Raw genomic sequence first — 25,720 nt, forward strand, 5'->3', positions numbered from 1 at the left:
TGTGGTCTTTGTATTTGTTATAATGCGCTTTCATCTTTGTCATGGTTGCGGATTGTGTTTCGGTAAGCGACAGCTGGAAAGCGGATCGTCACTCTCGTTCCTGTACCAGGTTCACTCCAATATTCAAGACCATAATCGGCTCCGAAATACAGCTTGATTTTCTCATTCACATTATAGATTCCATACCCGCCGGACTCTCTGTCAGGCAGCAGGATGCACTGCACAGTCTCTATAGGCATTCCTCTTCCGTTATCCTCCACGGTCAGAACGATCATTCGCTCTTCGAGCCGGCCGCAAATGGTCACTATCCCTTCCTTGGATTCTGTTTCACGGATTCCGTGCAGCACTGCATTTTCAACGATCGGCTGAAGCACCAATTTGACGGTCGCCATGTCCAGAATAGAAGGCTCGACCTGAATTACCGTCTGAACCCGATTGGAGAATCGCTTGTTCTGTATATCCAGATAAATTCTGACATGCTCCAGCTCATCTCGAATCGGGATAATGTCCCGCCCGTCATTTAAACTCAGCTTGAAAAACTTGGCCAGTGAGCCGACAACCGAGCTGATTTCCGTAGCGCTGTATTTTAAAGCCATCCAGTTGATCAAATCCAGCGTGTTGTACAAAAAATGCGGATTGATTTGCGCCTGCAGCGCGGTCAATTCGGCGTTCTTCTTTTTTACCTCTACCTTGTACTTTTCTTGGATCAGCCGCTGAATGTTCTCGGCCATGCGGTTAAAATGCATTTGCAGAATCCCGATTTCATCCATGGTTTCCACCGGGATTTTCTCTCCCCAATCCTCTTTCGCAATTCCTCGTACCCGTTGAATCAGCATGCGAATTCGCCGGGTAATGCCATTGGCCAGCCAATATGACGTAACGAAAGCGATTAGAGCCAGCGCAATGCCCAGTAGAATTAAATAAGTAGATAATGAACGGTGCGCCTGGTAGATCTCGTCAACCGGGATCAACGCTGCCAGTTTCCAGCCGACCCCCTCTATCACTTCCTGATGGATTAAATAGGGAACCCCGTTCACGATATATTCTCCGGAAGAGCTGTCCATTCCGAGCACGCTCTCCGTAATTTGCGGATCCTCCAGGAGCGAAGCATTCGATCCCGCCGCCAGCTGCATAATGATCTGGCCATCCTCATTAATAATGGAAACTTCACCGGATTGCGTAATACTCGTCTGCTCCAAAATCTCACGCAGCGAGTCTTCCAAAAGATCAATCGCGATGACTGCCAGCACTTCCCCTCCAAACCACTGGGAATAGATTGTTCGCGCACATGTAATGATCCGCTGGGTCGTACGATCAATCAGATACTCGTAGTCGTAGGACGGCGTACAATACATAACCTGTCTATTGCTTAACGTCTCTTGAATCCACGGCTCGTGCAAATAGGCCGGCAGGCTTTTGATATAGTAATCTTCCTTCGCATAGATCGTGTTATTGTTTACATAGAGACGAATACTATAGATCTCGCGATTGTTCCGTGCGGAATGAATGATCGACAGCAGATCGTTATAATCGTTAATTTGCTCGGACAACGAATAATTGTCGGCCGGCTTGCTTAATATTTTTCTAAGATCCGGACTGACCAGCAGCATACTGGAGGAATCTTTGACGCTGTTCAACTTGTAAGTAATAAATTGTTTGGCTTGCTCGAAAGATTTCTGCGTGGAAACCTCGACCTGATTCATGACAACTTCCGATGATTTGTGCAGGGATAATATGGAGAACAGCGCTAATACGGCTAGACTCAGTGCCAAATAAGAGATCAGCATCTTTTCCTTGATTCGCAGTGTCTTGAGAAAACCCATGCTCTATCCGCCTCATCCCCTAAACGTCTGTTCCCGGTAATCTGAAGGGTTACAGCCGAACATTTTTCGAAACACTTTGGTAAAATACTTCGGATCGGCATACCCGACCTGCTCTGCAATTTCGTACAGCTTCAATGTTCGGTCCTGAAGCAGCTTTTTGGCCTGTTCCATTCGCGCCTCCGTGAGATAATCATGGATTGAGCAGCCGGTTTCTTTCTTGAACAGCAAGCATAAATAGGTTGGCGTAAGGTAAACATGATCCGCGATCTTCTGAATCGTGAGCGGCTCGGACATCCTGGACAGCATAAAATCTGCGGCCTTGCGCACAGCATAATTGCCCGAGGATGACTTCAACCTGTTTCTGCTGATCTCGATATCTGACAGCACTTGATGGAGAAATCCGGTGATCGCGAGCAGATCATCATGAAGCAGCTTCTTCCTCCAATCAAACTTTTCGTCGTAAACTTCCAATGCCTCAGGGTAGTACTTCCACACCACCAGACAAGCTTGAAACCACAGCTTTCGCGCCGTCTCTACCGGCCATACATATGGTTCCCGCATCTGTCCGGCCGACTTGTCAATCCATTCCGCCGCCTCTGTGAATTGCTGCTTCTTCCAATAGTCCTCCCACTGATCCACCAACCCCTTCCAATCGATGCCCATCGCCAGCTGCCGGTTGATGTAGTAAGGATAGTGAATAATATGGTTCCACCCTGTGTAGAAACGGTATTGAAGCGCTTGCACAGTACGTTCCAGAAGGGCCGGAAGCTCATCCAGACCGCTTCCTTGTCCGCCAAGCGCAACAGCTGCGCATCCTCCCGTTCGCTCATTAACGGATTTCACCGTGCGATGAAACAGCGCAGTCGGCCCTTCCCTCATCCCCTCATCATCCGGAAAGATGACAATCACCTGATCTGACCAGTCGCCAATCACATAATCGCTGCCATACTCCGCAAAATATTTCTCCATCATGTTCATCGCTTCCCGCAAGACTTGGGGGCTATCCGCGCATAGAGCCGCTATTCCGTATTTATCCTTCCATGGAAAACGTACGCCAAGCGAAAGCAGCCGCGCCTCAATTTCGTGACGCATGATTTGGGAAGCGCTAACAAACTGCTTCAGCAGCGCCCCTGTAAATTGCGGCAGCCCCTGATTCAGCGTCTCGCTCATCCGCTCCATTTTGGCCACCGCTGCCAACTGCTCACGGCAGCTTTCTACAGTGGTCTGCAGCACTTGAACCAGCTCATCCATCTGAATCGGCTTCTCTATATAGTCCACTGCGTTTAACTGAATAGCCGATTTTAAATAAGCTCTGTCCGAATAGCCGCTAATGAAGATTAACCGGCAAGCCGGCAGCATTTCGCGAAGTTTGCCTGCAAACTCGATACCGTTCATCCGCGGCATGCGCACATCACAGAGCACAAGGTCCGGTTTCACAAGCCCCGCCTGTTCCAGTCCTTCGACTCCGTCAGTTGCTTCCCCCGCCACCTCTATGCCAAGTTCCTGCCACGGGACAAATTCCTTCAAACCGTTTCTGGTCATCTCTTCATCTTCTACAATTAGAAGCTTTAACATAGAGAACCCCCCAATTTTTGCTCACCATTTCAACATTCAGCAAAATTGAATCGCCGGCATCACCATAGGCCGCGAGCGGATTCCTCTGATTTTGCCGACGAAAGCTGGTTTGAATTTATTTTATCATTAATAGCCGATGGACAGACTGTCAGCCTTTCACCGAACCGACGAACGCTCCTTTGACAAAGTACTTTTGCAAGAAGGGATAAACGATCAGGATCGGTACCGTTGCTGTAATGATGGCGGCGGCTTGGACCGAGTCCGGCGTCGTGTTCAAATCTCTGCTCAGGTCGATCTCGCCGGCTGTAAGCATCGTCTGCTGGGTGGAGGCGATTAATTCCTTCAGATATAGCTGCAGCGGCTTCAGGCCGGGATCGGTAATGTACACCATCGCTGCAAAATAACTATTCCACAAGGCAACAGCGTAAAACAGACCGATCGTTGCCAGCACCGGCTTGGACAGCGGCAGCGCGATCCGAATTAGCACTGTCAGATTGCTGGCGCCATCCATTTTGGCGGATTCCTCGAGCCCCTCCGGCAGGCCTTCCAGGAAATTTTTCACAATAAGCATATTAAAGACGCTAATCATCCCCGGCAGGATCAAAACCCAAACGTTGTTGACCAGACCCAATTCCCTCATCAAAATATAGCTGGGAATCAAGCCGCCGGAAAACAGCATGGTGAAAATATAGATCAACAGGATCGGCTTTCTCCCGACCAGATTCGGTTTCGATAACGGGTAAGCCGACAGCACCGTCATCAGTAACGAAAGAAACGTCCCTACTACAGTAATAAAGATCGTAACTTTAAAGGAGTTCAAAAATAGCGGATTGCTCAAGACGTATTCGTAGGTTCCGGTCTGAAAACCAATCGGATATATCGATACAAGCCCGGCAATTACCGCACCCTCGCTGCTGAGGGATTTCGCAATGACATTGAGAAAAGGAAACAGCGCCACGATCGCATACACGATGAAAAACAGATAGATGAATCCGATGAACAGCTTCTCACCCAGACTTTTCTTATATGGAGATCTTCTCATTACCAAATACTCCTCCCCAGATACTTTCTACAAAGATGATTACCGGTAACGATGAGTATAAGGCCAACGACGGAGTCGAATAGCCCGACTGCTGTAGAGAAGCTGTAGTCGCCGGTCCCCAAGCCGATTCGATAAACGAAAGTGCCAATAACATCCGCCACGTCGTATACAATCGGATTGTACATAACAAGAATCTGTTCCGTACCCGCCTCGAGCACATTCCCCAGTCTGAGAATAAGCATCAGGACGATAACAGGCGCCATCCCGGGCAGCGTGATATGCCAGATTTGCCGGAACTTGCTTGCTCCATCTATCGTAGCCGCCTCGTACTGCTGCGGATCGATCGAAGTAATCGCCGCCAAATAGACAATGGTGCCCCAACCGATCTCCTTCCAGCCGTCAGTAAACACAAGGATCGAGCGGAACAGGCTTTGATCCATGAAAAACATAATTCGCTCAAAGCCCAGCCAAACCAGCATAGAGTTGACGATACCGTTCATCGACAGCAAATTGATGAACAAACCGCTAATAATGACCCACGAAATAAAGTGCGGCAAATAAATAATGGATTGCACGCTTCTTTTGAAAGTCATATTCATAATTTCGTTCATCAAGATAGCGACGATAATCGGTGCCGGGAACAAAAAGATCAACTTGTACAAGCTGATCAGCACCGTGTTGGTTAAAACATTGATGAATTGGGCGTTTGTGAACAAGCTCTCAAAATGCTTGAAGCCCACCCATTCACTGCCCGAGATGCCTCGAAAAATATTGAAATCCATAAAAGCAATAATCAGGCCGTACATCGGGGTATACTTGAAAATCAACAAAAAAATCAAGCCGGGGATCAACATCAAATAAAGATCCCAGTCTTTCAAAATCTTCATTATTGTGCGCTGTTTCTTAGGTTTTCCGATTTCCGCCTGCACGGCAACGCCTGCCCGCTCCATACATCCCCGTCCTTTCTGCAGCATAATAATCTTAATAGTTATAGTATGAAGGAAATGTAAACGCTTTAAAGTGTACTAATATTACGATCAAGGGTGAAAAATTTAAGTTCTTTGGCAGAGCGCGATCAGCTGTGAGCCAGATGCATAATACACCGTGCCGTCCTGACCAAGGGTCATTACATCAGCGCCTGCAACGACCTGTTCATGCTCCATCGTATCTGGATCGACCCTGGAGATGTGCCGTCCCGCTGTTGTCCACAGCCTGCCTTCGCGATCCCAGAACAGGTAGTACGGCCGCCAGCGGCTTCCGGGCTTTGCCGCAGGGTACAGCCGCTTCCATTTCACAGCTTCTAAAGAACCGGGGTCCATAGCAAACAGCAGGCCGTCTATATCTGCAGCGCCCCATAATAGACCGTCAGGGCCAAAGGACAGCGCCCCGATCAGCTTTGGACGCACGAATTCCCCTGCGATCACCAGCCGGATCTGCCGAATTACCTGACGCTGTCTCGTATCCCAGACGAACAGCCTCGCTTCCTCCGCTGCCGGCGCCACACCCAGTCCTCCATAAATGGAAGTGCCGCCGTACAGCATTCCGTTGCGGTAGGCAAGGCCGATGATACTCTGATTTGGAATGACATGCCGCTGCACCCAAATCTCTTCCGTTTGGTTTTCTGCTTCCTCTTCCTCCTGCTTGCTCGGGTCCGTTTTTTTCGTTCGGCTCTGCTCTTCCGTTCGCACCTGATTTTCCGTCCGACCCTGCGCTTCCGTTCGCACCTGCTCTTCCATCCGACCCTGCTCATCAGTTCTTTCCTGCTCTTCCGTCCAACCCTGCTCTTCCGCTCGGCCCCGTTTGGCCGTTTTAAACGCTATCAACGCCCCTCCCAATTGTCCATAGTCGGGAATAGTACCTGCATACCATTCCTTCTCGCCGCTAGCGAAGACGAACGGGCGATCCTGCAGCTCACCGGGAGCGAAGCAGAAGCCGGGATTTCCCTGCTTCGAGTCCACCTCTCCGGCAAACGGCTTGCTCGGGTCGTAGTGATATATATGGGCATGCCTATATGTGCCGAAATACACCCGTCCGCCATGATTCAGCATCCCCTCGATTTGCCGGAATTGCGGAGATGTGAACATCCACTGCGCTTGCCCGGGATCGTAAATGCTCATCCCCCGATGATAGCCGCCGGCAATAATCCGACCCTCCGGATCGCAGTGCAAGCTCTGCACCGGCACTCCCTGGCCCTCCACTTCGCTTTGAATCTGTCCGCATCTCCCGGTTGCCAGGTCATAATAAACGATCTCTGTGAAGGCGGCCATGCCGGCCAGCACTTGTTTGCCGGCCAGCGGGCCGCGCTTGATGTGAATCCAGCTCCAGGCCTTGATCTCGGTTTCCGGCCATGCAAACGATTCATCGAGCTGCTCCTCTATATCAGTGTGCGCATCGTAGCGGCACAGCGTTCTGTCCGATTTATAATAGAAGACCTGCTCTTCCCCAGCCGGCCCGCTGCAGAATGCGCCATCACAGCGCAGCGTTCTAAGCACCAGGCCGCTCTGCCGGTCACATATCCAGAGCTGTGAACCAGCCGTAATCAACAGCCGGTCATCGGCCGGATACACCTTCTTCACCGTATGCGGCTGACCGGCTAACTCAAACGGAAGCTCCCGCATGCTGCCATCGGTAATGCGATAAGCCACCGCATGCGCGCTTGCCCCGATACCGATATACAGCATGTCCCCGCTGGATACGATGCCTCGCGCATAATCCTCGCCCGGCTTCATGGTACCCAGATCGGTAAAGCTGCAATGGAGCGGATCATAGGCGAACATAAAGCTTCCCGGGTAGCCGACACCGTAAAGCCTTCCGTCTGCCCCCACCGCCAAATCCCAGACGATAACGCTCTCGCAAGGAATTGCTCCCAGCTCCGTCAGCTCATCGGTCAGCGGATTATAACGGAACAGCTTCTTCGGTCCTGCGAGATAGACCTCATGTCGAACCGAAACCACCGCCGTGACCGCCTCAGTGTCAGGGAGCTTATGGCTGTACAACACGCGCCCCGTCTCTACGGAAACTTTAACCAGCGCCGCCGGATGACCATTCAGCACCAGGCACAGAACCGGCGACTCATCTTCTCCTGCCGTAAAAACCGCCCCTTGGGACAGAGCAATTTTCACCGCCTCCCCGAGATCCCTTCTGCGATATGCCGTGCTCATTCATTTCCCCTCCCCCTGCAGTTTGACCCATTGTAAAATGAGCGCGCGGCAAAAAAAACTCCACATCCTTAAGATATGGAGGAGATTATTATGGAATTGTTCCTTAGACTTAAGAAATCACTCTCTACTGCTGTAATAACGGGCTAGCCTTTTTGTTGCCACTAGTTCCGTCATCCCCTCTTATTATCCTTTAATCCCTGTCAACGTCGTACCCTCAATAAAATACCTTTGAAAGAAAAAGAAAATAATTAGACAAGGAAATAAAATAAGCACTGATGCTGCCATTAAGTACTGCCAATCTGTTATATTCACACCTTGGAACACATATAAACCTAAGCTCAATGTTTTTACTTCATCTGAATGCAAATAAATGAGCGGCCCTAAAAAGTCGTTCCATGTGTTCATGAAAGTAAAGATCGTAACGGTCGCCAGCACAGGCTTAACTAAAGGTAATAGAATCCACAGAAAAATTCTATACGGACCGCAGCCATCGATGGTGGCAGCTTCGTCCAGTTCCTTCGTAATTGACAAGAAAAATTGGCGAATAAGAAAAATGTAGAACGCATTTCCAAAGAAAGCAGGTACGATAAGGGGAGCAAACGTGTCGATCCACCCCAGATTTCGCATTAATATGTAGAGCGGAATCATCGTTATTTGATAAGGAATAATCATGCTTGCAATCATAATCATAAATAATACAGACTTTCCCTTAAAATCAATACGCGAGAAGCCATAGCCGGCCATTGTACAGGAAATTAATGTTCCAATAATCGTAAGGCTCGTGATGATGGCGGTATTTTTAAATAGCAACCAAAACTGCATCCGTTCCATTGCCTCAATGTAATTTCTCCATTGAAACTCGCTCGGTAAAAGTTTGGGTGGAAATGAAAAGATGGCCGAGGAGCTCTTTAACGACGAGCTGACCATGAAAAGGAACGGTAGTATGAATGCCATCCCTATAACTATAAGCGCGCTCAGTATTAGCAATTTATATACGTACTTTTTTCGCTGCATGACCATCCTCCTTCCCATGCTGATCTTGTTTATTCCACAGTTTTCGTTTTTTCTTCGAAGACTTTGAAGAAGCTCCATGATCGAATTCATAATGAACCCAGTTGCCTGAGGTTTTAAATAAAATCAATACAAACAATAATATAATGATGAACAATACCCAACCAAGTGCCGAAGCATACCCCATCTTGAAAAATTCAAATGCATTTCGATATAAATAAAGTACGTAAAAGAGTGTAGAATTTCCTGGTCCTCCACCTGTCATCACGAGAGCCTGTGTGAATACTTGAAACGAATTAATGACCCCTAAAATGAGGTTGAAAAATATAGTTGGTGTTAACATTGGAATTGTTATGCTTATAAATTTTCTAAGCGGACCTGCGCCGTCAACTTCTGCTGCTTCGTATAAAGTGATAGAAATACCTTGAAGTCCTGCAAGGAAAATGACCATACTGCCGCCTACGCCCCAGAAGCTCATAATAATTAATGAGACAAGTGCTGTCTTGGAACTAGATAGCCAGTTCGGCCCCTCTATCCCGATATATGAAAGGAACATATTAATTAAACCAAAATCGGGATCCAGCACCCATAGCCATAACATCGAGACAGCTACTCCCGAAGCAACTGCAGGAAGGTAAAAAATAGTACGGAAAATCCTTATTCCTCTCATCTTTTGGTTCAAAAGAATAGCTAGCAGTATACCTATCAAAAGTCCGAAAGGGACACTCACAAACGAATAGATGAAAGTTACTTTTAAAGCTGCCCAGAAGTCTTCGTTAAGAAACATGTGTTTATAATTCGCAAGTCCGACAAAATTAGGACTCTCCAGTATGTTCCAATCCGTGAATGATAACCCGAGAGAATAGACTAATGGATAAATCGCGAAACAGATAAAGCCAATTAACCATGGACCAATAAAGATATATCCCGCGATATTTTTCTGTCTGGATACTCGGCTCATCTGTACCTCTCCCTTCTGCAGTAAACCGCGCTTGGGTACTTTAGCAATTCTGTATAAAGTCAAGCGCGGTGATTCGTAACTTTTAGTTATTGATTTCTATTTAAAAAACGATTTTGCTTTATCTTCTATCTTTTTTAGCGTGTCCGCTGCTTCCTGTTCCCCATTCCAAAATAGCTGAAGCTGATTCGTAATTTCCGTGTTAAGTTCATCCCAATGCATGGATGCCGGTGCTACGCGAGCGTAGGAAGCTGCTTGTATAATTTGATCCAACTGAATATTTTTATTTGTCGGATGCTCGAAACCAAGAATAGCAATTGGTGTATCCATCAAAGATTTCACAGTTGGCAAACCGGCAAATCCTGTTTCAAATTTCGTTCTCTGCCCTTCTTCCCCAGATAGCCAAGACAAAAACTTAACAGCTTCTTCCGGATGGTCGGTGTTCGAGGCAATAGCAAACCCACCTAGAGCCATTGTATTGACCGTTTCTTTTCCTACTGGGGGTGTAACAACATCCCATTCAAAATCTACCTCGCGAAGTACGGTTGAAGCGAGCCAAGCGCCACCAAAAAACATCGCGACATCGCCATTTACAAAATACTGATAAGCTGGATTTGTTTTTTGGGCTGTAGAGGTCGGCGCAACTTTATGCAAATTCATCAAATCCCGAATCCAATTAAATGCTTCAATATTCTCCGATGAATTAATTACAACCTGGCTATTGTCCTCGCTGAGAATATCTCCGCCATTCATCCAAACAAACGGCGCCCAGAATTGCCAAGAAAGATCTTGTGCATAACCAAATTGAGTAGTGTTATTTCCTTCTGCTTTCGTCATCTGTTTCGCTTTCTCTAAAAGTTGGTCCCACGTCATTTGTGGTTGAGGATACTCGACGTTAGCCTCGTCAAACAGATCTCGATTATAGAATAAAACCATTGGTGCCGAGTCTGCCGGCAAACCGTAAATATTCCCTTCATATGAATACCCTTCTAATGCGTTTTCGTTGAAATCCGAGCTATTAAATAGATTTCCGTCATAAGGAGATAAATTCAGTAGTGCATTCCGACTAGCGAAGGATGGTAATGATGCATTGCTAATCCAGAACAAATCCGGAGGATTGCCACCTGAAATCCGTGTGAGAATAGCGGAATTGAAATCTTGGGCAATCACTTGAGATTTAATCGTCACGTGAGGATTGTTATCTTCGTAAGCCTCAAACATCTCTTTATACAATTCATAGGTCGCACCCTCTCCCATATATGCGAATGTCAATTCTACTGATTGGGGAGGCTTTTCCTCATTTCCACCGCCAGGATTGGTAGTCGCTCCCGGATTAGGTTTTCCTGAGCTGCATGCAGTGAAAAGCAATGCAAATATTAGCGTAAGTATGATCCACTGTTTTTTGTTTATCATAAGCTAAACCTTCCTTCCTAAATTTTATTGTGTTTTCGATAAAACAACTTACGTTAACGTCCAGGCTAGCTCCTTTCATTTGTTTTTTTACTCTACCCTCAGATACAATTTGTTTGTGATAGCTTATAATTTTATAGAAAGTAAGCGCTCACATTTCTCATATTATTTTTTTGCTTATTGCTTGACAATTAGGAAAAAATTGCGATAATAGCGTTATTTTATGATCATTATTAAAATTGCTTTATTTCGCTATTTGTTGTTTTTTTACTCTCCAGAATGATTTAGGGGCTGTTATTATTGAAAAATACGTTTATTCGTTTGCTTTTGTTCAATTTTGTTTTGGTTAGTCTGGCCACAGTGTTACCTGCCTTTACTTATTTCCAGTATTTCCAAAAAAACTATAATCGACAAATTAGCCAAAATAATTTGCAAGCGGTAACGAATCTTGGCAAGACCATTGACGATAAAATTATGAAAGATTTTATCCGGATATCAGATCTCTATTTGACTCAACGGCAAAGCAACGAAACACTCGTGTATCCATTTCATCACGACGTTACGGATGATCCTGTTCGTATTCAGCAAATATCAAATCGCTTAAAGGAAATAAAAAATAATTATCCTTATATCAATTCCATTGATATTTATTATCGGAATAACGACCTTATATTTCTCAATTCCAATGCATGTTTTATGAAAAATCAGGAATGCTTATCAGGGCAGCGAAAGGAAAGGTTTGATTTATACAATACTAGCGCACATACATATAAATGGTTGCATGGGATCGATGAACGAAGCAATAAAAGGGTTCTCACCTATGTACGAAGCATTCCTTTCTACTCGTCTGCTAATCATTACCTTGGAATTGTCGCGATCAATGTTAATGAACAGGTTGTTCGCGAAGTATTTTTGCAGCAATCAAGCGCCTTTGACGGACATCAGCTATGGTTAATTGATGAGCATGGAAATTTAATTTCGAGGAACCGGGACAACGGGGAAAAGGAGGTGCCGCAATCTGTAGTAGAAGCTTTATTAAAGCAAGCCAAGAGTACGGGAACTGGAATGTTATCAGCTGAAATTAATGGAGAGTACAGCGTCATCTCTTTTGTGAAATCAGAGTATAGTCCTTGGTACTACATTTCCGTTGCCTCTGTGAATGATTTCTACAAGCGATCTACCGATTTACTCAAAGTTACTATTTTAATAGGCGCTTTGATGCTGCTTGTTAACGTTATTTTTGTTCTTATGTTAACCCGAAGGGCTCATAGACCTATTGGAAGTGCATTCCACCAGTTGAATTCCCAACTACAAGAAATGAAAGCTAGATGGGATCGAAGCAAAATCATTATTCGCCATGATTATTTACTCAAGCTACTTAAAGGACAGCTGGGCGAAGGTGAGGATATTTCCAAAAATGAACACTCGCTCGAATTTAACTTCGATCGAAAGGAATGTTTCAGTTTCGTTATTGACCTTGAGCATCCGCCGATGAGTTTTAAAGATGAACAGCTGCTAGTTTATCAAATTATCGAAGAATTAGGTGCAACGGGCATGGATAATACAGTATCTGTTTATGCTGTCAATCGAGACAGTCGTAAAATTGCTGGAATAGCTACGTTCGATGGGAATGTGGACTTTGTTATTCAACATATTGAAAGCACGCTAAAAAAACATTCGAGTGTCATGTACTGTTTGGCGATAGGGGACGCCTATATGTGTAATGCTTTAAGCATTTCGTGTTCCTATAAGGAAGCTGAAGAGGCGCTCTCGTATCGTTTCCTAAATGAAGGAAATCTTATTCGCTATTCGAAGCTTAATATTGACGATCGAATAGAACTTATTCCCGCAATTCCATTACTAATGGAGGAAGTCGGTGAATCTATCGATTCCGCTGATGGCAGGCGCCTGAAACAAATCGTATCCCGAATCATTCTAGAGATGGAACAGCAATCGCATCAAATTACTGTTGCTTATTGCCAGGAGATACTTCATAGTATCGTAAAAAAGATAAACATGGCGATCCCGCGTCTTGGAATTCAAGCTAAAGACGTAGCAGACTATGATCTGCGCGAATTTGCAAAAAAAATGAATTCACTGAGCGCATTCGGCAATTGGCTTAATGAAATTATGGATAAGCTAATTGTTAGCATTGATGATAAAAACAAAGCCAGTGAGATTCCCATGGAGATTCAGATTAAGAAATATATTCAGGATCACTTATTCGATAACTTATCGTTGGATTCCATCTCCAACCATTTCGGGGTCAGCCCCAATTACTTTAGCAAAATGTTTAAGTTAGTCATCGGCGTCACCTTTATTGAGTACGTGATGGATTTGAAAATGCATGCTGCAGCGCAAATGCTTCTTACAAAACAATGGTCCGTCCAACAAATATCTGAGCGTCTTGGCTATACGTCAACACCTCATTTCATTCGGATATTTAAAAGTAAGTACGGCCAGACCCCAAAGCAGTATCAAAGGTACCATACTAAAGATGTGCCTGATCTTGATTCTTAGAATGATGCCCATATCTTCGTTCGTCCAAATCAAATTAAAGAGCCCAAATGCAAAAAATTCCATATATGCTCGTAATAGGAGACCAGGAATGGGCTGATGAAACTGTGAATGTCCGCAAATACAGAGAAGCCGAATCAGAAACCTATCCGCTTACTGACTTTGTGTCGTTGGCCATGCAGTTTAACCAACCTTACCGAAACATAATCTCCGGGGTAATGGCCTGTCCCCGGATTAAAAGAGTCTCCGCTGGTGCACCCAATTCAATGCTATGGCTAGCATTTGAGGTGCCATTCAATGCTGGAGACTCTTCGCTATAGTTCATGTGATTTTTATATTTTATACCCATCGGGAGCCGTTCCACGCTACAATCCGTTCAAGCTCCGTATCATAATATTGAAAGCCGGGCACTGACAAAAAGGCGGATGCCGGGGGACGCTGCTCCGTTGTACCCTGGCGCCGCGCCATCCATTCGCTGTCCTCACCGTGATGGCTTCGCAGCATACTAGTAAATTCCGGCAGTACCGGCTGACCCGACTGATTGAAGTAGTCATGAAGCGCCCTCGACAATTTCGTATTGGAATGATAATAGCGAAGGCGGGAATTTACCTCAATAAAATCATACCGGTCCAACAAATCCGGACGCGGTGTACCATTGACCAGCGGCACATGAATCGTGCAGTCTCTGAAATACGTACCGAGCTCCGAGTCGAGGAAAGTCAAAGGCCGCCCATCGTCATGAACATCTGCTGCGAATTCGCACTGCTCGAAATGTATCCGGCCGCGCAGCGGACCTTCCGCTGATGCTGCATCAACTCCCCTTATCACGCTGCTTTTAAAGCTGATATCCGCAGCCACCCCTTTAAAGCGGCCGAAGAAGTCGCCAACATTGACAAACTCCATTTTCGGATAGAGAGAAAACTCGTCCTCATGCTTTGCCGCCTGAATCCCGTCAATCCCAAAGTTAACGTGTGCGGCAGACAGCGGGTATTGCGGCTCCACTTTTTCCCCGGGTATGTTTTCAAAACGCATATAGCAGTTGGCAGCCAGCCGATCGCCAGTAAACCCGCCCGGCTTCCCGGTATGAAAGCCTGACGGAGCGAAGATGTTAAAAAGCCGAATCCCTCTTTGTCTGCCGACCACTTGAATATTGCGGAAATCCAGAAGGTGAGGAAAGAAAAATCTTTCCCCAGTCGAGCTGATCATGGAAAAGGCCGGAAGCTGCATCAACCTGGCTGTTTGTTCCTCGTCCCCGAGCTTTCCGCTATAACGAAAAGTGAACCCCTCTACCTGAATGGTTCTTCCGAACCCGACGGGATATCGATAGTCGTGATCAGCAGGCTGAAAATCCAACACCACAGCTTCCGGCTGCTTCCCTTCGGCCATTAGCGTGCAATCCCGAATCAGAATCGGTCCGTCCCAGCGCGCTCCGTAATCCGGGCGGAAGCTGATAAACGTATCACCATACCGCTTCGTATTATCGATAACGAGCTCGCCGCCTCCGCAAAGCGTTATTCCCCGGTAGCCAATTTCTGAATTCCGTATGGATATGTTCCAGCAGTGGAAATGAACATCAATCCGGTTCAGACGGCAGTTTTCGATCGTAAAATTTTTGAACAGGTTGGTACCGATAACTCCCCAATCCTCCCACGAGCCTTCCGCCGTTACATTGCGCAGAGTTGCATGAAGCGCCCTTCTGCCGCCGATTCCATAAGTCCCCTGAAACGTATTGCGATCCTGACCGGGCCGGGTATGAACCCATGGCAGCAGGCGGATATTTTCCAAACCTACATCATACACACGTTCAAATTGATAAAAACCGTGACGGGGATTGCGGGCAATATCCTTCCTGCCCTTCTCCAAACCAACCCATTGATTGCGGATCGTTGTCCGGCTGCGGCTGATTGTAAATCCGTTATAAAAGTACCCCTCATATGTATCACCCGGAATATCTCCGGACAAATAAAAAGTTCCTCCATCGACCGTCAAATAGCTTTCGTCACAAGGATACGCCACCAGCTTAGTGTAATCGGAAAATGTCCAGGCCAGGTCGCCTATCAATCGGCCCTGCTCCTCAACATAAAAAAACTCTTCTTTACTCCAGCTAATGCTCCCGTCATAGCCGGCCCGCACTCCGATACGATCCTTTTCGTCCACCACAAAAACGAGACAGTTCTTATACTCTGCGAGCATCGGCAATAGTGTAGTGCCCGGCCGCAGGCTGGCCAGCAGCTCTGCTTTTTGTGCTTCATCCAGTTCGATTTCTACCGGTTTATGCTTGCTGATGACTCGAAAACGCGGAGCTTCCAGTGTATTGAAGCGCTCATCGAGGTGAAAGATCGTCTGCCCCCAGGATACATCTGTTTCTATCGGAATTTCATAGGTTTGTTTGATCCAATACTCTCCGGACGGACAGACAACAGGAAGCGACTGCGAATTCGCAAACGTATGCGCAGCCTTGATCTGGACTCCATCGTCATTCGTCCCATCACCGACCGCGCCAAACTGTTTATAATGAATGCGGTCAACGGGCAGCAGATGAGCCTGTTTTCCATTCGCCAGGGTTAGAATGCTTCCGCCATCCTCCGGCAGTCGTCCTTCCCTAATCATATACAGGGAAGCTCCGCCGTCTCCGGGCGCATAGTATCCTGCTGTTGCGATAATCTGATCGGTAGTCAAGCTGTGATCCCCTATCATTTCTCCCACGGTTGCATAGAAGCAAGAAGCTTGCTTTGATTCCACGGAATACCGCTCCTTATCCGATTAAAATTTGAAATTGAATGCAAGCAGTTCCTATTGATAATACTCCAGGCCAGTTGCGATGATCGCCTAGCTCTTTACCCCAGCAAATGTTACAGCAAAATGGTTATAACCCCGCATATCTACCCGCCTTGTCTTACGTGCCCAAGGGAAGGGAACCTCCGAATAGAGCACGCCTCGATCGGCAATATCATGCATTTGCTCAGATAAAGCCGGGAGAAGTCTGGCAGTCGATCCTTCTGCCTCGATCTCTTGCACATATTGGCTGTCAATAGCTACTACGCCCCGTGCCGATTCATACACGCCATTGCTGACGAGCACATAGCTGCGGCACGCTTCAATGGAAGAGTACAAAGGAACATGCTCGTCCTCAATGGCCTGCATCAGATTTAAATACATATTCCGCACGCGGTTTTCTTCTTCATATTGAAATTTTTCTTCTCCCTTAGCTGTTCGCACAATGAGAGAATTGTCATAGCTCCAGCGCATGCTTCCTTCGGAACCCTGCACTTGAATAAAAGGACGGGCATTATCCGTATGACAGAGCATAGCGTAAAAATTGACTTTGAGCTGACCCGGCATCTCCGCTCTGATGCAGGATACATCATCTCCCTCGATATCATTGACATGGTACAGCTCAGCCTGCACCGATTGCGGGATCATCAGCTCGGGGCTGATCGCCCCTGCTGCCTGTAAGCAGTTGTTAAGCAGATGAGCCAGCGGATTCGTAAATGTCCCATCCAATACATATTGACCGTTATAAGTTAATTTGCCGGCCCAAGGCGTTCTGGCATAATAAGCCTTGGTTCTGCGCCAACGGCCGACCCCGGTAATCTGCGTTACCTCTCCGATTGCCCCCTGCTCCAGTAAAGAAAGCATTTGCCGGAAGGAGCGCAGGGAAGTGTTTTGGAAATTGACCTGGCACTTTTTCCCCGTTTGCTTTTGAACTTGTATCATTTCATCAATATCTTGAATCGTCACAGCCGGCGGCTTCTCCACTATGACGTGATAACCCATGCTCATCACCCGGGTGGCAATCGTTTTATGAGTAGAGATCGGGGTAGCGATGATGACAAAATCGGTATCCTTCTGTTCTGCCAGCATATGCTCGTAGTCCGTATACGGCACTGCTCCGATTCTCGTCAACAGGCTGACGGTAGCCGGAAATGCCTCTGGCCGGATTTCTGTAAAAGCTGTCAGCTTAAAGCTGCCTTCCCGCACCAGTTCCTCAATGATTTTGACATGGTGTTCGCCAAAGCCTCCAATTCCGATTAAGGCAGCACGATAGGTTCTCACTTTTGCTTCCTCCATCCATACGCTGAATTTGCCTGGGTATCTGGCTGGATGGGCAGGCTTATCTTTTCCAGCTACCAGTCCCCAGCCAGGTACTCCTCAGCAATTTTCCGACTCCAAGCGAAGTCACGTTCGAAATAAATGTAATTCAACATTTTGCATTCTGCCTTCTTGCATCTTTTGCTTCCTGCTTCTTTTGTTTCTCGTGCTTCTTGCTTCTCTTACTTCTCGGGCTTCTTGCTTCTCTTGCTTCTCTTACTTTTTGTGCTTCTTTTGTTTCTCGTGCTTCTTGCTTCTCTTACTTCTCGTGCTTCTTTACTTATTTTACTTCTTGTATTTCTTGCTCTCTAGCATCTCTTGTTCTTTTTTAGTATAGCAGGTTCAAGCCCTCTTGCCGTGTCATTCCGTTTTTTGACCCTCGCCTTTTTATAGTATTAACAATGTTCAAGATAGCGTTCTTTAATTAAACTCATCGCTTCGTCTCCAGGCATATCCCATACCTGTTGATTAAAGATTTCCACCTCAATCGGCCCCTGATAACCAGCCTCTTCTACAGCCAGACGCATGCGGCGCAATTCAATCACTCCATCGCCCATCATCCCTCTGCCCATCAGTAAATCCGGCGTAGGAACGATCCAATCCGAGACGTGGAAGCCGAGAATTCTCCCTGCGGATGCCTTGATCTGCGTATACAGCTCCGGATCCCACCATACATGAAAGGCATCAACCACGACACCAACCTCTTCGGGTGTGAACGTCTTGGCGAGCGCATTGGCCTGAGCCAATGTATTGATGACCGAGCGTTCCGCAGCATACATCGGATGAAGCGGCTCAATTCCCAGCTTGACTCCATGGCTGCGCGCGAAAGGCACCAGCTTGGCAATCGATTCGGCAACCGTCTGGCGGGCAAAGTCGATATCCCGATCCGGCGCCGGGCCACAGACCAGCACAAGCGTATCCGCTCCCAGCTCCGCCGCTTCCTCTACGGCACGCTTGTTGTCGTCGAGCTTGGCTTCCCTCTCCTGTGCCGTTGCACCTGGGAAGTAGCCGCCACGGCATATGCTGGATAAGCGAATTCCCGCTTCATCAATTAGCCGCTTGCTTTCCTTCAAGCCGGTCTCGGCAATTTTATGACGCCACAACGCCATCCACTGCACTTCGCCGCGAACACACACTTCTACGGCCTCTGGCAGAGACAAACGATCCATCGTAATCTGATTCAAGCTTAATCGTTCTATCGAACGTAAACGTTCCATTGTTGTTCAACCTCCTGAATAGTTACTGTTAAGTATGTTGCTGCTGCACTGATTTTGCTCAACAGGCAAAACATTCAGGCCCGCTTAAGCTCCTCGTATGAGGCAAACCTAAGTGACCTGAATGTGTAATCGCTATTGATCTTTATTCAAAACCCGCCAGAGCCAGTGCCCGGTTCATCCGCACAACTGCCAGCTCAGGGTCCTTCAGCAGACCCGCCTGATCGGCCAGCACGAACAGCTCTGACAGATGAAGGATCGAACGGAAGCCCTCTGCGCCGGCAATCATCCGGAAATGGTTCTGATAGCCGTTCAAATAGGCCATAAACACAATTCCGGTTTTGTAGGCATAGGTAGGCTTCTGGAAAATATGACGGGACAAAGCAACCGTTGGCTCCATCAAGCGATGATACTCGTCAAGATTTCCCGCATCCAAGGCATGAATCGCATGGGCTGCCGCAGGAGCTATCGCGTCGAAAATACCGAGCAGCGCATGACTGTAGCCCTGCTCATCGCCTTGAATCAGCTCCGGGTAGTTGAAATCATCGCCGGTATACATCTTGACATTCTCCGGGAGCTGTCTCCGCATCTTGATTTCCTTGCCAGCATCCAGTAGAGAAATTTTGATTCCATCAACCTTGCTGCTGTTTTCCCGAATCACCTGAAGACAAATCTCCATCGCCTCATGATCATCAGAAAAGCCCCAGTAGCCGGTCAATGCCGGATCGAACATATCGCCAAGCCAATGAAGAATGACCGGCTGCTTGACTTGTCTTAAAATATTTCCGTATACCTTTACGTAGTCCTCCGGGCTTTTTGCACAGGCAGCCAATGCACGGCTGGCCATGAGAATTACTTGGCCGCCCTCTCCTTCTACGAATCCGACTTGCTCCTCATAAGCTGCCTGAACATCAGCCAGTGTAACTTGCGGCCCAGGGGCGAGATGGTCCGTACCCGCACCACAGGCTATGCGCCCGCCAACTGTCCGGGCTTCGGCTATGGAACGGCTAATCAGTTCCTTGGAATGGCTCCAGTTGAGACCCATTCCGCGCTGCGCTGTGTCCATCGCCTCAGCCACGGCTAATCCGTAAGACCACAGATGATGCCGGTAAGCGAGCGTCGCTTCCCAATCGATCCGTGACTGATGCAGCGGATCAGTATCGGCGAACGGATCACACACCACATGAGCCGCCGAAAAAGCAATTCGGCTAGTAAACTTCCGATCCGGAACAGCAAGCGGAGACTGCTGCCGCAGCGTATATTCGTAACGGGCTCCACCCTCGCGAGGCAGGTTAATGGTTGGGCTCATCCTACACGCCTCCTTTACTTAAGCTCCAGCTTCGGCACATCGACCCAGCGGCGTTCCTGCCAGGATTGCAGCGCCAAATCAGCCAGCTGCGTACCTTTTGCTCCCTCCAGGAGATCCCATGGGAATGGAGCATCCACAACGACATGCTTCAGGAACATTTCCCATTGGAATTTGAAAGCATTATCAAATACTTGGTTATCCGGCACCTCTTCCCACTGCTCGCGGAAATTGTGCGGATTCGGAATGTCCGGGTTCCAGACCGGCTTCGGCGTGTTGACGCGATGCTGGGTTTTACAGCCGCGCAGACCCGCCACAGCGCTTCCTTCTACTCCGTCAACTGTAATCGTGAGCAAATCGTCACGGTCTACGCGCACAGTCCAGGAGGAATTGGCCTGAACAATGATGCCGCCCTCCAGTTCAAAGGTCGCATACGCGGAATCGTCTGCCGTACAAGTATAAGGCTGGCCTTGCTCGTCGCGTCTTTCCGGAACATGTGTCGCCGCCAGACAAGAAACCGCCTTCACTTCACCGAACAAGTGATCAAGAACGTAGCGCCAGTGGGCGAACATGTCCACGATTATACCGCCGCCGTCTTCCTTGCGGTAATTCCAGGATGGGCGCTGTCCCGGCTGCCAATCGCCTTCGAACACCCAGTAGCCAAACTCCATTCGCACCGACAAGATACGGCCAAAAAATCTGCTGTCGATCAGCCGCTTCAGCTTCAAAAGCCCTGGCAGAAACAGCTTGTCTTGTACAACACCGTTTTTGACGCCAGCTTCTCTGGCTATCCGGGCAAGCTCGAGTGAACCTTCGAGGTCGGTAGCCGTCGGTTTTTCACAATAAATATGCTTCCCTGCAGCGATAGCTTGTTTAATGCTTTCTGCACGGCGAACCGTCGTCTGGCTGTCAAAATAAATCACGTTATACTCATCGGCCAGACAAGCTTCCAGATCCGTGCTCCAACGAGACAGGCCATGCTCCTCAGCGAGCCTTTGCAGCTTTTGCTCCTGCCTTCCGACTAGAATAGGATCCGGCATAATCACATCGCCACCCGGCAAGGCAACGCCTCCCTGCTCGCGGATTGCGAGAATGGAACGGATCAAATGCTGATTAGTCCCCATCCGTCCGGTTACACCGTTCATAATGATTCCAATATTGTGTACTGTCATAAGAATGGTCCCCTTTCCTTAATCTGCTTTCATTGTAATCGGAGACCTTCCGCTTTTCTTTCTAGATCGGGAACAAAATTCTCAATTTCAGAAATAAATAGACATCACGAATTATCACAGACCAGTTATAAATGGCATACTGTCTAGTATTGGTCCGTATTCTTGTGTCAGAGATAGTCTCCCCAAAATAAAAGGAGCCATAATCAAAAGACCTTCAGTTAGAATGTTGTTCAAGTCAGTCTTGGTTTGGGGAGTATACAGAGAGATCTTGAGAGGAATTCTCCTGCCCCGCTGCAATTGTTGGATATGAATACGCTTGCAATAAGCAGTGGAATAAAACAAGCTAGAAGATAACCCGTCATTATTTCTTTTGTTCAACTGCTTATCTAACTATTGTACGTTCTGCGAGATACGTATTTTTGTGATTAGTTTTAGAGCTTGTAACTCGATACTTTGGAAAATCACTATAAACAGCTATGGTTAGTTATTGTTTGAATTAAAAACCATTTCGCAAGCAATTAATTGTTAGATCCAAGTATTGATCGAACGTAATGGCTTCTGCATTCTCGTCTGTCACCTGTCCCGGAAACCGTACATCGAGACTGCCGTCGAGTAATGGCAGTATTGCACCGTATACCGCCCCAACAAGAAGATGAGTGTACTCCTTGGTGTAGCGCCCTTGAGTTGTGTTAACCAATATTTCTTTACCCGATGCTTGAAGCTGGTGGATTATGCTAAGCAGAAAAGGCTCAAGCGTCGGATACCGTCTCGAGAGGGATACAAGCTCCCGCATTCTCTGGAAAAGATCTGCTGTTAGCTGCATCCTCATTAACCGGTACAGGATTTCGAGCGGAGTTACACTCTCATCAATATTCGCAAGAAGATTGTCGAATTCATCTTTGTTACCGGAGGAAATAGCAGCTGCTGCCACCGCTTCCTCCTTACAAGAGAAGTAATTCGCGAACGTTCTTCTAGAGTAACGGGCGCGATGCACTACATCTTCGATGACAAAGCCGTCCAATCCCCTTTCAAGAGCAAGCTCAAATGCAGCTTCAGCCAGAGCTTGTCCGGTCGCTTCTTTTTTCATATCTCGTAAACTTTGTTTTTCCATGCTCAAACACCACTTTTATTATCGGATATTTTCTCATGAGAACCATACTAGCAAATTAGCGTTAATTAGTACACTGGGAAATCAATAAATCATATTTGCCAAACAATTCACGTTTTTCAGAGAGCAGAAATTCGATTGGTAGCCACACAATTGATTCCCATTAGGCAAACTTGCTCATTGTGCATTTATCATGATACCATGTTATTGGAAATACATAAACCAGCTGGGAGGGAAGTGATTCGATCAGAAAAATTGCTTATTTGTTTCGTAATGATACCTATTAATCTTTATATGGGAGGACTGGATATATGTACAAAGAAATCATCTCTTTGACGGATATTCCGCAGTTTCAAACAAGAGCCGAAGAATTTTTTCCGCTAGAGTGGTACAAAAAGATGCTTGGTGAAAATCCCGTGTATTACCACGAAGGAACGGGTACCTGGAACGTATTTAAGTATGATCATGTGAACGAGGTAATTAGCAATTACGAAGTTTTTTCGAGTGAAGGTTCAAGAACTGCCCTTGATGTTGGGACAAATACTAAAGAAGGGGCCCCGCCTGACAAAACTACAATTACTTTAATGGACCCTCCAAGACATAGAAAATATCGTTCCTTGCTGTCGGCTGCATTCACCCCCCGCAGTTTAAAAAACTGGGAGCCAAGAATCGAACAGATCGCTAATAAGCTGGTAGATGATATGATGACGGGGGAAGTCGATATAGTCAAGGCTTTGACAGGGCCCTTGCCATCGATCGTCATGGCCGATTTATTTGGCGTTCCATCACAAGACCACCATCTGTTTAAAGAATGGGTCGATATTTTATTCCAACCAAACAATGGGGGCGACCGGGAAGCACTGGAACAAAAAAAGCTGGCTGCGGCCCAAGCTTATTACCAGCACATTTATCCTATAGTGTTGGAGAAACGAGAAAATCCGTCAGATGACATCATGTCCGATTTGTTGAAAGCTCAAGTTGACGGCGAGGCATTTACCGAAGACGAAGTGGTCAGAACGACGATGCTTTTCTTGGGAGCAGGAATTGAAACTACGAGCCATATGCTCTCCAGCATCTTTTATTCGTTTCTCTATGATGATACGGCTTTATATCAGCAGCTACGAGATCAACCTGAATGGATTCCGAACACCGTGGAAGAAATGCTTCGTTACCGTTTCCATATTAGTAAGCGGGACCGCACAGTCAAGCAGGATAATGATATATTGGGAGTGAATCTGAAAAAAGGAGATGTAGTGGTCGCGTGGATGAGCGCTGCTAATATGGATGACAGTGTGTTTGAGGATCCATTTACATTGAATATCCATCGCGAAAACAGCAAAAAGCATCTTACTTTCGGAAAAGGGCCGCATTTTTGCCTTGGTGCTCCTTTAGCTAGATTAGAGCTGAACATTGCATTGAATGCTTTTACACAAAAGGTTTCAAAGATTGAACCGATACCGTTCGACTTGGAAGCTAGTTTGACACAGTCGGCAGCAGGGCAGTCTCTTGTCCAATTGCCAATGAAAATATATAAGTAGTATTAACTTAATGGAAATCTATAATGTAGTATTGAATTTTTGAGTTTTACAGATAACAAATCGGCAGTCATCGAAGAGCCTGCCGATTCAATAAACGTCATTTTTTAAGGTTTGTTTTCATAAGAGAGGTTATTATATATTCGCTGCCTTTTCGTTTTACCTTTTCACTTAGCCCTTTCGCTTCCCAAAAGAGTGTCGGAAGGGCCGCTTAATTATTCCGGACAATTAACAAGTTTAATGTGAAATTAACACGGCCAAAAGTTAGTTAGAAAAACCTACGTTTCCTGGTGTGTGCTGCTTTTTCGGTAGGTGTTGGGAGATACATTCGTCTCTGCCTTGAAGCAGCGGTAAAAGGTAGAGACGGAATCATAACCGACTTCGAAGCAAATCGAAATGATGCTTTTGTCCGTTTCAGCAAGCAGCCTCTCTGCCACCTGGATGCGGATTCGGGTCAAATACTGCATCGGTGTCAGACCGTATTGTTCTTTAAAAATGTTATTAACATGCCGGGTACTGATCCCGAGCTTGGAGGCAATATCCGGGGCAGTCAGCGGTTCGAAATAATGAGTGTCCAAGTATTTGCGGACCTTCTCTGCGCGCAGCGGATTGGCAGGAGCATGTACGTATGCAGCTTGGGATCCGCTTGAAACCGGTGTAACCGAACGGGCAAGAGTAATCAGGAATTGGGAAAGCAGGATTTTTAAAGACAGGCGGCCCAAAAGAGACTCCTGCGCTGCCTGCTCAAACAGCATTTTCCTCAGCAGCTGGCGCTGCTCACTGCCGGTAAAGCTGTTCATCTTAATAACTAGCGAATCGGCAAATACTTCCCGCATCAGCCCGTCAACAATTTCTGGATCAAGCGCATCGCGTTCAAAAGCAACGACAAGCAGGGTCAGCTTGGAATCTGACAGTACGGAGTGCGGACAGTATGGGGCAATGAGAGCTGTATCATGTATGGAAAGCTCATGAGCCACTCCGTCCAGACGGATTTTCCCCTCCCCTTCCAACACAAACAGCAGCTGGTAATAGGGGTGATGATGCTCCGTTATCCGGTGGCCGCCCAAATGCTTATGCTCATAGATTCGTATGGAAGTCACAGAAGTCACTGTTATCCGTCCTTTGCTGTGCTGAAATGTGCCGACGGTTCGGCGATATCGTGAATAAATTAACTTTCAACTATCTACTTAGCTACTTGTATCCGCTTCGTTCATTGTATCTACTTTGTTAGTGTATCTATACTTCGTTAATTGTCTGCGCGGTTCCTGCTAATGTGAAAATTCTGCGGCTTGTTTCTTTGAAGGCTTGTTCCCCTTTACTAATGAGAAGCCGCTGATATGGCTAGAGCGGCGCTCACGAGCGTAGCCAGCTTGTGCCCGCTGCATTTCGCCCTTTGCAGCTTGATGCCGCTTGCCCGTTCCACCTTGCTGACCATTACAGTGGTGCCCTTTGCGGCTCACCAGTTGCAGCTTGATGCCCTTTGCAGCCTGCTTCGAATTCTAACGCTCGCGGCGGTCCTTATTTGAGCAAAATCAGGGGGATAAAAAATGTAACGCTTGCGACGGTCCTTATTTTGCTTCAAATCGCGGTTTTTCGGGCTTTTTGTCACAAATAAGAGAGAGGATGAGCGTTAGAAATAAAACCCATGCTTTTTCATATAAATAAGAGCGAGGGCGAGCGTTAGCGCTGGGCATCTTGCAAACCGACCCGCGCTGGACACTTTTATTATAGAGATCCGTCATAAATCGACAGTCCCAGGGCGAGCGTTTAAAGCAGGATACCTTGCAGAACAACCA

At 47.0% G+C, this 25,720-nt stretch carries 18 protein-coding genes and 1 pseudogene; 4 read left to right on the plus strand and 15 right to left on the minus strand.

The window, feature by feature from the left end:
• Positions 1 to 17: 17 nt before the first annotated feature.
• From PSHG_RS29460 to PSHG_RS16050, 8 genes are all read right to left on the minus strand, one after another.
• Positions 18 to 1,823 carry a sensor histidine kinase gene (locus tag PSHG_RS29460; RefSeq protein ID WP_010274626.1) on the minus strand — a complete coding sequence of 602 codons (1,806 nt, stop codon included), beginning with the start codon at positions 1,821 to 1,823 and terminating at the stop codon, positions 18 to 20.
• Between the two features lie 12 nt (positions 1,824 to 1,835).
• Positions 1,836 to 3,398, minus strand: coding sequence for a response regulator (locus PSHG_RS16020; RefSeq protein ID WP_010274627.1), 1,563 nt, complete (start codon positions 3,396 to 3,398; stop codon positions 1,836 to 1,838).
• A 148-nt stretch (positions 3,399 to 3,546) separates the two neighbouring features.
• Positions 3,547 to 4,440: a carbohydrate ABC transporter permease gene (locus PSHG_RS16025; protein ID WP_010274629.1), complete on the minus strand. Its 894-nt coding sequence runs from the start codon at positions 4,438 to 4,440 to the stop codon at positions 3,547 to 3,549.
• A complete protein-coding gene (locus PSHG_RS16030; RefSeq protein WP_010274631.1) occupies positions 4,440 to 5,390 on the minus strand; it encodes an ABC transporter permease in 951 nt (316 codons plus the stop codon). The genes PSHG_RS16025 and PSHG_RS16030 overlap by 1 nt, the downstream gene beginning before the upstream one ends.
• A 102-nt stretch (positions 5,391 to 5,492) precedes the next feature.
• Positions 5,493 to 7,601: an NHL repeat-containing protein gene (locus PSHG_RS16035; RefSeq protein ID WP_010274634.1), complete on the minus strand. Its 2,109-nt coding sequence runs from the start codon at positions 7,599 to 7,601 to the stop codon at positions 5,493 to 5,495.
• A gap of 183 nt (positions 7,602 to 7,784) precedes the next feature.
• Positions 7,785 to 8,615, minus strand: a complete 831-nt coding sequence (locus PSHG_RS16040; protein ID WP_010274636.1) for a carbohydrate ABC transporter permease — start codon at positions 8,613 to 8,615, stop codon at positions 7,785 to 7,787.
• A complete protein-coding gene (locus PSHG_RS16045; RefSeq protein ID WP_010274639.1) occupies positions 8,590 to 9,573 on the minus strand; it encodes a carbohydrate ABC transporter permease in 984 nt (327 codons plus the stop codon). The genes PSHG_RS16040 and PSHG_RS16045 overlap by 26 nt, the downstream gene beginning before the upstream one ends.
• Before the next feature lie 96 nt (positions 9,574 to 9,669).
• Positions 9,670 to 10,983, minus strand: a complete 1,314-nt coding sequence (locus tag PSHG_RS16050) for an ABC transporter substrate-binding protein (RefSeq protein ID WP_010274641.1) — start codon at positions 10,981 to 10,983, stop codon at positions 9,670 to 9,672.
• A gap of 297 nt (positions 10,984 to 11,280) precedes the next feature.
• Here PSHG_RS16050 and PSHG_RS16055 point away from each other — a divergent pair, with 297 nt between their 5' ends.
• Both PSHG_RS16055 and PSHG_RS31550 read left to right on the plus strand, forming a co-directional pair.
• The gene (locus tag PSHG_RS16055) at positions 11,281 to 13,500 is read left to right on the plus strand and encodes an AraC family transcriptional regulator (RefSeq protein ID WP_010274643.1); all 2,220 of its coding nucleotides are present in this window, start codon (positions 11,281 to 11,283) and stop codon (positions 13,498 to 13,500) included.
• A 41-nt stretch (positions 13,501 to 13,541) separates the two neighbouring features.
• Positions 13,542 to 13,676 (plus strand): annotated as a pseudogene (locus PSHG_RS31550) (His/Gly/Thr/Pro-type tRNA ligase C-terminal domain-containing protein); the annotation flags it as partial.
• A gap of 160 nt (positions 13,677 to 13,836) precedes the next feature.
• On the opposite strand, the gene PSHG_RS16065 reads toward PSHG_RS31550, so the two are convergent.
• The 6 genes from PSHG_RS16065 to PSHG_RS16090 all read right to left on the minus strand — a co-directional run bounded on the left by PSHG_RS16065 (position 13,837) and on the right by PSHG_RS16090 (position 22,392).
• Positions 13,837 to 16,239: a hypothetical protein gene (locus PSHG_RS16065; protein WP_010274647.1), complete on the minus strand. Its 2,403-nt coding sequence runs from the start codon at positions 16,237 to 16,239 to the stop codon at positions 13,837 to 13,839.
• Positions 16,240 to 16,326: 87 nt separating this feature from the next.
• Positions 16,327 to 17,553: a Gfo/Idh/MocA family protein gene (locus tag PSHG_RS16070; RefSeq protein WP_010274650.1), complete on the minus strand. Its 1,227-nt coding sequence runs from the start codon at positions 17,551 to 17,553 to the stop codon at positions 16,327 to 16,329.
• A gap of 431 nt (positions 17,554 to 17,984) precedes the next feature.
• Positions 17,985 to 18,806 (minus strand): sugar phosphate isomerase/epimerase family protein, encoded by an 822-nt coding sequence (locus tag PSHG_RS16075; RefSeq protein ID WP_010274653.1) that lies wholly within the window; start codon positions 18,804 to 18,806, stop codon positions 17,985 to 17,987.
• Positions 18,807 to 18,948: 142 nt separating this feature from the next.
• Positions 18,949 to 20,112 carry a dihydrodipicolinate synthase family protein gene (locus tag PSHG_RS16080; protein ID WP_010274656.1) on the minus strand — a complete coding sequence of 388 codons (1,164 nt, stop codon included), beginning with the start codon at positions 20,110 to 20,112 and terminating at the stop codon, positions 18,949 to 18,951.
• Positions 20,113 to 20,126: 14 nt separating this feature from the next.
• Positions 20,127 to 21,281, minus strand: coding sequence for a Gfo/Idh/MocA family protein (locus PSHG_RS16085; protein ID WP_010274658.1), 1,155 nt, complete (start codon positions 21,279 to 21,281; stop codon positions 20,127 to 20,129).
• A 496-nt stretch (positions 21,282 to 21,777) separates the two neighbouring features.
• Positions 21,778 to 22,392 (minus strand): TetR/AcrR family transcriptional regulator, encoded by a 615-nt coding sequence (locus tag PSHG_RS16090; protein WP_010274659.1) that lies wholly within the window; start codon positions 22,390 to 22,392, stop codon positions 21,778 to 21,780.
• A gap of 308 nt (positions 22,393 to 22,700) precedes the next feature.
• On the opposite strand from PSHG_RS16090, the gene PSHG_RS16095 reads away from it, so the two are divergent.
• On the plus strand, positions 22,701 to 23,927 hold the full coding sequence (locus tag PSHG_RS16095) for a cytochrome P450 (RefSeq protein ID WP_010274660.1): 1,227 nt from the start codon (positions 22,701 to 22,703) through the stop codon (positions 23,925 to 23,927).
• Between the two features lie 275 nt (positions 23,928 to 24,202).
• Here PSHG_RS16095 and PSHG_RS16100 read toward each other — a convergent pair whose 3' ends face one another.
• Complete coding sequence (locus PSHG_RS16100; protein ID WP_235782076.1) at positions 24,203 to 25,033, minus strand: AraC family transcriptional regulator; 831 nt, start codon at positions 25,031 to 25,033, stop codon at positions 24,203 to 24,205.
• A 228-nt stretch (positions 25,034 to 25,261) separates the two neighbouring features.
• Here PSHG_RS16100 and PSHG_RS16105 point away from each other — a divergent pair, with 228 nt between their 5' ends.
• Positions 25,262 to 25,450 carry a hypothetical protein gene (locus PSHG_RS16105; protein WP_010274662.1) on the plus strand — a complete coding sequence of 63 codons (189 nt, stop codon included), beginning with the start codon at positions 25,262 to 25,264 and terminating at the stop codon, positions 25,448 to 25,450.
• Positions 25,451 to 25,720 lie beyond the last annotated feature (270 nt).

Origin of the sequence: Paenibacillus senegalensis JC66, from assembly GCF_000285515.1 — a bacterium.
Taxonomy (GTDB): Bacteria; Bacillota; Bacilli; order Paenibacillales; family NBRC-103111; genus Paenibacillus_L; species Paenibacillus_L senegalensis.

What these genes read in the sequence shown, in the direction of transcription:
- PSHG_RS29460 (WP_010274626.1), bottom strand. Translation starts at nt 1,823, where the DNA reads ATGGGTTTTCTCAAGACACTGCGAATCAAGGAAAAGATGCTGATCTCT.
- PSHG_RS16020 (WP_010274627.1), bottom strand. Translation starts at nt 3,398, where the DNA reads ATGTTAAAGCTTCTAATTGTAGAAGATGAAGAGATGACCAGAAACGGT.
- PSHG_RS16025 (WP_010274629.1), bottom strand. Translation starts at nt 4,440, where the DNA reads ATGAGAAGATCTCCATATAAGAAAAGTCTGGGTGAGAAGCTGTTCATC.
- PSHG_RS16030 (WP_010274631.1), bottom strand. Translation starts at nt 5,390, where the DNA reads ATGGAGCGGGCAGGCGTTGCCGTGCAGGCGGAAATCGGAAAACCTAAG.
- PSHG_RS16035 (WP_010274634.1), bottom strand. Translation starts at nt 7,601, where the DNA reads ATGAGCACGGCATATCGCAGAAGGGATCTCGGGGAGGCGGTGAAAATT.
- PSHG_RS16040 (WP_010274636.1), bottom strand. Translation starts at nt 8,615, where the DNA reads ATGCAGCGAAAAAAGTACGTATATAAATTGCTAATACTGAGCGCGCTT.
- PSHG_RS16045 (WP_010274639.1), bottom strand. Translation starts at nt 9,573, where the DNA reads ATGAGCCGAGTATCCAGACAGAAAAATATCGCGGGATATATCTTTATT.
- PSHG_RS16050 (WP_010274641.1), bottom strand. Translation starts at nt 10,983, where the DNA reads ATGATAAACAAAAAACAGTGGATCATACTTACGCTAATATTTGCATTG.
- PSHG_RS16075 (WP_010274653.1), bottom strand. Translation starts at nt 18,806, where the DNA reads ATGGAACGTTTACGTTCGATAGAACGATTAAGCTTGAATCAGATTACG.
- PSHG_RS16080 (WP_010274656.1), bottom strand. Translation starts at nt 20,112, where the DNA reads ATGAGCCCAACCATTAACCTGCCTCGCGAGGGTGGAGCCCGTTACGAA.
- PSHG_RS16085 (WP_010274658.1), bottom strand. Translation starts at nt 21,281, where the DNA reads ATGACAGTACACAATATTGGAATCATTATGAACGGTGTAACCGGACGG.
- PSHG_RS16090 (WP_010274659.1), bottom strand. Translation starts at nt 22,392, where the DNA reads ATGGAAAAACAAAGTTTACGAGATATGAAAAAAGAAGCGACCGGACAA.
- PSHG_RS16095 (WP_010274660.1), top strand. Translation starts at nt 22,701, where the DNA reads ATGTACAAAGAAATCATCTCTTTGACGGATATTCCGCAGTTTCAAACA.
- PSHG_RS16105 (WP_010274662.1), top strand. Translation starts at nt 25,262, where the DNA reads ATGGCTAGAGCGGCGCTCACGAGCGTAGCCAGCTTGTGCCCGCTGCAT.